At 44.9% G+C, this 276-nt stretch carries 1 protein-coding gene; it reads left to right on the top strand.

Translation table 11 applies throughout. From position 1 onward, the window contains the following. The first annotated feature begins 62 nt into the window (after positions 1 to 62). Positions 63 to 233 (top strand): hypothetical protein, encoded by a 171-nt coding sequence (locus tag BKB51_RS20795; protein WP_158090297.1) that lies wholly within the window; start codon positions 63 to 65, stop codon positions 231 to 233. Positions 234 to 276: the final 43 nt, after the last annotated feature.

Below are 276 nucleotides of genomic sequence, written 5' to 3'. Positions count from 1 at the left end.
GGTTGTAAGATGTGGATAGGTTGAGAAAACGATGACAGGGTGAGGGAGAGGAGCGGTAGTGAATGTGGTTGGGGGGTGAAAAATGGAAACAGATTGAGGCTAGAACCGGAATAGAAATAGTTGAAAAAGGGGAAAGAGAAAGGGAGAGGAAAGTGAAAGGGAAAAGAAGATTGGAGAAGGGGAGAAGGAAGGAAAAAGAAAGAGGGGGAGAGGAAGAGGAGAAGGGGAAGTAAAAAAGGAGAAGGGGTGGAAGTTAAAAGAAAAAGGATACCAGGA

The organism is Kiloniella majae (assembly GCF_002118315.1).
Taxonomy (GTDB): domain Bacteria; phylum Pseudomonadota; class Alphaproteobacteria; order Kiloniellales; family Kiloniellaceae; genus Kiloniella; species Kiloniella majae.
This window is presented reverse-complemented; position numbering and strand designations above follow the sequence as displayed.

Excerpts from the sequence above, each read along its gene's own strand:
- BKB51_RS20795 (WP_158090297.1), top strand. The coding sequence starts at position 63 with ATGTGGTTGGGGGGTGAAAAATGGAAACAGATTGAGGCTAGAACCGGA.